Origin of the sequence: Kitasatospora sp. NPDC047058, assembly GCF_040643935.1 — a bacterium.
Taxonomy (GTDB): domain Bacteria; phylum Actinomycetota; class Actinomycetes; order Streptomycetales; family Streptomycetaceae; genus Kitasatospora.
Map to the genome: position 1 here is coordinate 1 of NZ_JBEYVJ010000448.1, position 5,080 is coordinate 5,080.

The 5,080-nt window shown below is 75.3% G+C and carries 5 protein-coding genes and 1 pseudogene; 3 read left to right on the plus strand and 3 right to left on the minus strand.

Annotated features, from left to right (window positions below; translation table 11 throughout):
- Nucleotides 1-307, minus strand: a pseudogene (locus ABZ885_RS35055) (hypothetical protein); the annotation flags it as partial.
- 257 nt (nt 308-564) lie between these two features.
- Here ABZ885_RS35055 and ABZ885_RS35060 point away from each other — a divergent pair.
- Together ABZ885_RS35060 and ABZ885_RS35065 are read left to right on the plus strand one after the other, a co-directional pair.
- Nucleotides 565-1,680, plus strand: coding sequence for a glycosyltransferase (locus ABZ885_RS35060; protein ID WP_360197989.1), 1,116 nt, complete (start codon nt 565-567; stop codon nt 1,678-1,680).
- An 81-nt stretch (nt 1,681-1,761) separates the two neighbouring features.
- Nucleotides 1,762-2,670, plus strand: coding sequence for an NAD(+)/NADH kinase (locus ABZ885_RS35065; protein ID WP_360197992.1), 909 nt, complete (start codon nt 1,762-1,764; stop codon nt 2,668-2,670).
- A 52-nt stretch (nt 2,671-2,722) separates the two neighbouring features.
- Here the strand turns inward: ABZ885_RS35065 and ABZ885_RS35070 are convergent, their stop codons facing one another.
- On the minus strand, nt 2,723-3,316 hold the full coding sequence (locus ABZ885_RS35070; RefSeq protein ID WP_360197994.1) for a helix-turn-helix domain-containing protein: 594 nt from the start codon (nt 3,314-3,316) through the stop codon (nt 2,723-2,725).
- A 127-nt stretch (nt 3,317-3,443) separates the two neighbouring features.
- On the opposite strand from ABZ885_RS35070, the gene ABZ885_RS35075 reads away from it, so the two are divergent.
- Nucleotides 3,444-4,619 carry an NAD(P)/FAD-dependent oxidoreductase gene (locus ABZ885_RS35075; protein ID WP_360197996.1) on the plus strand — a complete coding sequence of 392 codons (1,176 nt, stop codon included), beginning with the start codon at nt 3,444-3,446 and terminating at the stop codon, nt 4,617-4,619.
- A gap of 44 nt (nt 4,620-4,663) precedes the next feature.
- Here the strand turns inward: ABZ885_RS35075 and ABZ885_RS35080 are convergent.
- Nucleotides 4,664-5,080 (minus strand): hypothetical protein (locus ABZ885_RS35080; protein WP_360197999.1); only part of this gene is annotated, 417 nt, incomplete at its 5' end.

The window sequence follows — 5,080 nt, forward strand, 5'->3', positions numbered from 1 at the left end:
GAACGTCGCGCATCGGCCCCGCGGCCGGCGGTGCGGCCTGTGCCGGCGGTGCGGGGGTCCGCGCGGCGTTCCGATCCGCGACAGCAATCCAGCGAAGGGAGGGTGACGGGTAAGTGCCGGGGCCGCTCCGCTCGGGCTGTGCGGCCGTGAACGGCGGGCAGTGCCCGGTCGCGGTGCCGCCGTCGAGGGCGGCTGCGGCGCCACCTGTCGGGACCAGGGCGGTGATCAGCAGGGCGGCGCTCGCCGCGAGCTGCCGCCGGCGTCCCGTCGACGTGCGGCGGGGGCCGAGCGCGTGGTGTGGGGTCATCCGTCTGCTCCCGGTTGTCGGTGCGGACCCGGCACGCCCGTTCGGGTGGGCCAGGGCTGACGAATGATGCACGCGACCGGTTCGTGTCATGTTCGTACGAGCTGGTAGTCACCAAGGTGGTCGAGGGATTCACGCCCGGCGGCCCGCGGAGCGTGTGTCGCACCCGCGCCCCCGGATCGGCCCCGACCTACGATCGGCTCCGGCCCGCCACCAGCTCCGGCCGGCCCACACCACCGGGTGACGAGACGAGCGACACGATGCCACGACAGGACGCGCAGCCGTCCGCCCACGCGGGCCGCAGGACACCCACGATCTGCCTGTGCATGATCGTCAAGAACGAATCGCGCGTCATCGAACGCTGCCTGGACTCGGTGCGCGGGCTCATCGACACCTGGGTCGTCTCCGACACCGGCTCCACGGACGGGACCCAGGACCTGATCCGCTCCGCCCTCCGGGGCATCCCCGGGCAGCTGCACGAGGAACCGTGGACCGACTTCGGCCACAACCGCTCCAGCAACATCCGCCACGCCCGCGGCCGGGCCGACTACCTGCTGCTCCTCGACGCGGACATGGTCGTCCGGCAGGAGGGCGACCTGCCCGGGCTGACCGCCGACGCCTACCTGCTGCGCCACGCCGGCGATCCGGAGTACCGGATCAAGCGGCTGGTGCGCGGCGGCCTGGCCTGGCGCTACGAGGGTTCGACCCACGAGTACCTGACGACCGACCAGGCGCACCACACCGCCGCCCTGGACGCGCTGGTCGTCGAGCACTTCGCCGACGGCGGCTCGCGCTCCGACAAGTTCGAGCGCGACGCCCGGCTGCTGCGCCGGGACCTCGAACGCGACCCGGGCAACGCCCGGGCGGTCTTCTACCTCGCGCAGACCCTGCGCGACCTGGGCGAGCGCGACGAGGCCGTGGCGCTGTACGAGCGCCGCGCCGGGATGGGCGGCTGGGCGGAGGAGGTCTACTGCGCGCTGCTGCAGTCGGGCGTCCTGCGGGCCGAGGCGGGCGACTGGCCGGGCGCCATGGACGCCCTGGTCCGGGCCTGGGAGTCGCGGCCCGGACGCATGGAGGCCTGTTACGAGCTCTCCTCGCGGCTGCGCGGCATGGGCCGGCACCGGACGGCGCACGCCTTCGCCCGGGCCGGGCTGGACGTGCCGGTGCCGGACGACTGGCTGTTCACCCAGCCCTGGGTCTACCGCTGGGGCATGCTCTTCGAGTACTCCGTCACGTCCTACTGGGCGGGGGACCCGCAGGCCTCGCTGGCCGCCTGCGACCGCCTCCTCGCGCTCGCCGACCTGCCGGAGCCGTACCGCCGGCAGACCGCCGCCAACCGCGAGTTCGCCGTCCGGGCCGTCGGCGCACCCGCCTGACCGATGAACCGGGTCCGCGGTCCGCGGGCCGGAGCACGCCGATCGGGGCGGCACCGGCTTGAACGCGGCGGGCGGCTGTGCGTGACTGGGGGGAGGAACAGCGACCTGGCCGGCATCGAGGTGTCGCGGATGGGATTCATCGGCACGGTGGGGCTGGTGCTCCACCCCGAGCGGACCTGCGGGCCCGTCGTGGACACGGTCATCCGGTGGAGCCGGGCCCGGGACGCCAAGGTCCTCGGGCTGGCCGAGGAGGTGGCCCGGATCGGGTGCGACGCGGTGGCGGTCGGGCCCGGGGAGATGGCCGCGACCGCCGATCTGCTGATCAGCCTGGGCGGGGACGGGACGATGCTGCGCGCGATGCGGCTGACGGTGGGCGGCGGCGCGCCCGTCCTGGGGGTCAACGTCGGACGGCTGGGATTCCTCGCCGAGGTCGACATCCCGGAGCTCGCGGACGCGCTCGACGCCGTCGACGACCAGCGCTTCACCGTGGAGCCGCGGTCGGGGGTCCGGTCCAGGTTCGGGACCGTCGAGGAGACCGCGCTGAACGACGTCGTGCTGGTGCGCAGCCCCGGGCACCGCTCGGCGGCCGTCGCGGTACGGGTCCAGCACCAGCCGTTCGTGTCCTACACCGCCGACGCCGTCGTGGTCGCCACGCCGACCGGCTCGACCGCGTACAGCTTCTCCGCCGGCGGCCCGATCGTCTCGCCCGTCACCGAGGGGCTGCTGGTCACGCCGGTGGCGCCGCACGCCGCGTTCAACCGCTCGGTGTTCCTCTCCGGTGGCGAGCGGCTCGCCCTGGAGGTGCTGCCGCACAGCGGGGACCTCGCCGTCGAGGCGGACGGCCTGCTGGTCGGGCGGGTCCGGCCGGGCGATGTGGTCGAGGTGACGATGCTCCCGGCCGCGGCACGCGTCGTGCGGCTCGGCCACACCACGTTCTACCAGCGGGCGCAGCGCAAGCTGCGGCTCAGCGGGTCGGCCGAACACGTGTGACGGGCCGGAGCACCGGGCGCGGGTCGGGGGGAGCGCGGGGGGACAGCGGGGCTCAGTGGCCCGGGTACCGGGCCGCCCAGCCGGGTTCGAGCAGGGCGAAGGCCTCCTCGGCGGCGCGGCGCGGCTCGGCGTGCCGCTGGACGATGACCCGGGCCTCCAGGGCGAAGCGGGCCAGGGCGGCGCAGGTGACGTCGTCCTCGGGTGCGCCGACCTCGGCCGCGATGGCGCGGGCCAGGGCTTCCTCGTGGCGGGTCCACATGCGCTGGGCGTATTCGCGCAGGGCCGGGGTGTCGTCGACCATCCGGGTGAACGCGGCGAAACGCGGGTCGGCGGCCCGGACGGCCAGCCGGGTCCGGGCCAGCAGGACGTGCTCGCGGAGGGCGTGCGGGATCGACCGGCCGGCGGGGCGGTCCCGGACGACGGCGACCAGCGCCGCCTCCACGTCGCCGTCCTCGTCGAAGACCAGTGCCTCCTTGCCCGGGAAGTGCTTGAACAGCGTCGTGACGGAGACGTCGGCGGCGTCGGCGACCTCCTTGACGCCGACCTGGTCGTAGCCGCGGTCGAGGAAGAGTTCGAGGGCGGCGTCCGCCAGTGCCTGCCGGGTCTGGGCCTTCTTGCGCTCGCGGCGCCCGATCTGTTCGGTCACGGGTCCACCGTACTACGCGGGTGAACTCGGTTCAAAAGTGTAGTGATTGCACTTTCGTAGTGGGTGTGCTTTTGTGAGGGAGGCCGGGGTCACCGGCCTCCATCCGCCTCCCGAGGAGGGACCTCCCATGAACTCCACCCGCCCGCACTCCACCGGCGCCCCGCGCGTCGCCGTCGTCGGTGCCGGCCTGGGCGGCCTCGCCCTGGCCGCCGTCCTGCACCGCCACGGCCACCCCGTCACCGTCTTCGAACGCGAGGACTCGCCCACCGCCCGCGGCCAGGGCGGCACCCTCGACATCCGCGCCGGCAGCGGCCAGGTCGCCCTGCGCGCGGCCGGCCTGCTCGACCGCTTCCACGCCCTCGCCCGGCCCGAGGGCCAGGAGTGGCGTCTGCTCGACCCGCTCACCGGCGCCGCCCGGCCGGCCGCCGGACCGGACCACGACGGGGAGGTCCCGGATCTCGACGAGGAGAGCCCGGAGATCGACCGCGGCCAGCTGCGCGCGCTGTTCCTGGACGCACTCCCCGGCGGCACTGTGCGATGGGGCCACGGCGTCGGCGGGGTCACCCCGCCCGGCGACGGCACCTGGCGCCTGCGCCTCGCCGACGGCACCACCGAGGACGCCGACCTGGTCGTCGGCGCCGACGGCACCTGGTCACGGGTCCGCCCGGCCCTGTCGGACGCCACGCCCGTCTACACCGGCGTCACCTTCGTCGAGACCGGCTTCGACCACTGCGACCTCCGTCACCCCGGCCTCGCCCGGCTGGTCGGCCCCGGCACGATGCTCGCGAGGTGCGACGGCAGGGCCATGGTCGCCCAGCGCAACAGCGACGGCCACATCCGCGGCTACGCCGCGCTGCGCGTCCCGGAGGACTGGCACCGCGTCGACGGCCCCGACGACCAGTCGGCGATCCGGGCCCGGCTGCTGACGGCCTTCGACGGCTGGGACGAGCAGCTGCGGTACGTGCTGCGCCACAACGACCGCCCGTTCGTCCACCGCCCGCTGTACGCCCTGCCCGCCCCGCACACCTGGGAGCACGCCCCCGGCGTCACCCTCCTCGGCGACGCCGCGCACCTGCTGCCCCCGGTCGGGCTGGGCGCCAACCTCGCCCTGCTCGACGGCGCCGACCTCGCGCACGCCCTGCTCTCCGAGCCCACCGTCGACGACGCCGTCCGCGCCTACGAGGCCGTCATGCTGCCGCGCTCCACCCGGGCCGCCCTCGACTGCGTCGGCGCCCTCGACGGCCTCGTGCCCCCGGCGGCCACGCCGGCCGCACCGGCCGGAACGGGCGTGCTCACCCCGTGACGGGGCGGACGGCCGGAAGGACGGGCGTCGCCGTGCCCGGGTGATCAGCGGTGGCGGCTCAGCCGGAGCACGCTGTCGGGCAGCAGGCGGGTGGCGGCACCGGGACTGCTGGTGGCGCCGGGGCGGGTGCCGGCACCGGGGCGGGGGGAGAGCTGGGCCGTGGGGAGGAGGTCGAGGCGGTCGCAGCGCCAGCCGGCGGCCTCGAACGGGGCGAGGTCGGCGAGGCCGTGCATGGTCAGCGGCGTCCCGGCGCTGTGGGCCGCGGCGGTGAGGCTGCGTGCGGAGGCGACGGAGAGCACGTCGCAGATCCAGGCGGTGCCGATCCCGGCCAGCTCGGCCGCGAGCGCCCGGACGGCGGAATCCGGCAGGTAGGTGAGCCGACCTGGTACTGTCCCGCGGTTCCCGCAGTCTCGACGAAGAGGCGTTCGACGAGGCAGTCCTCCAGCTCCGCGCCAGCCTGG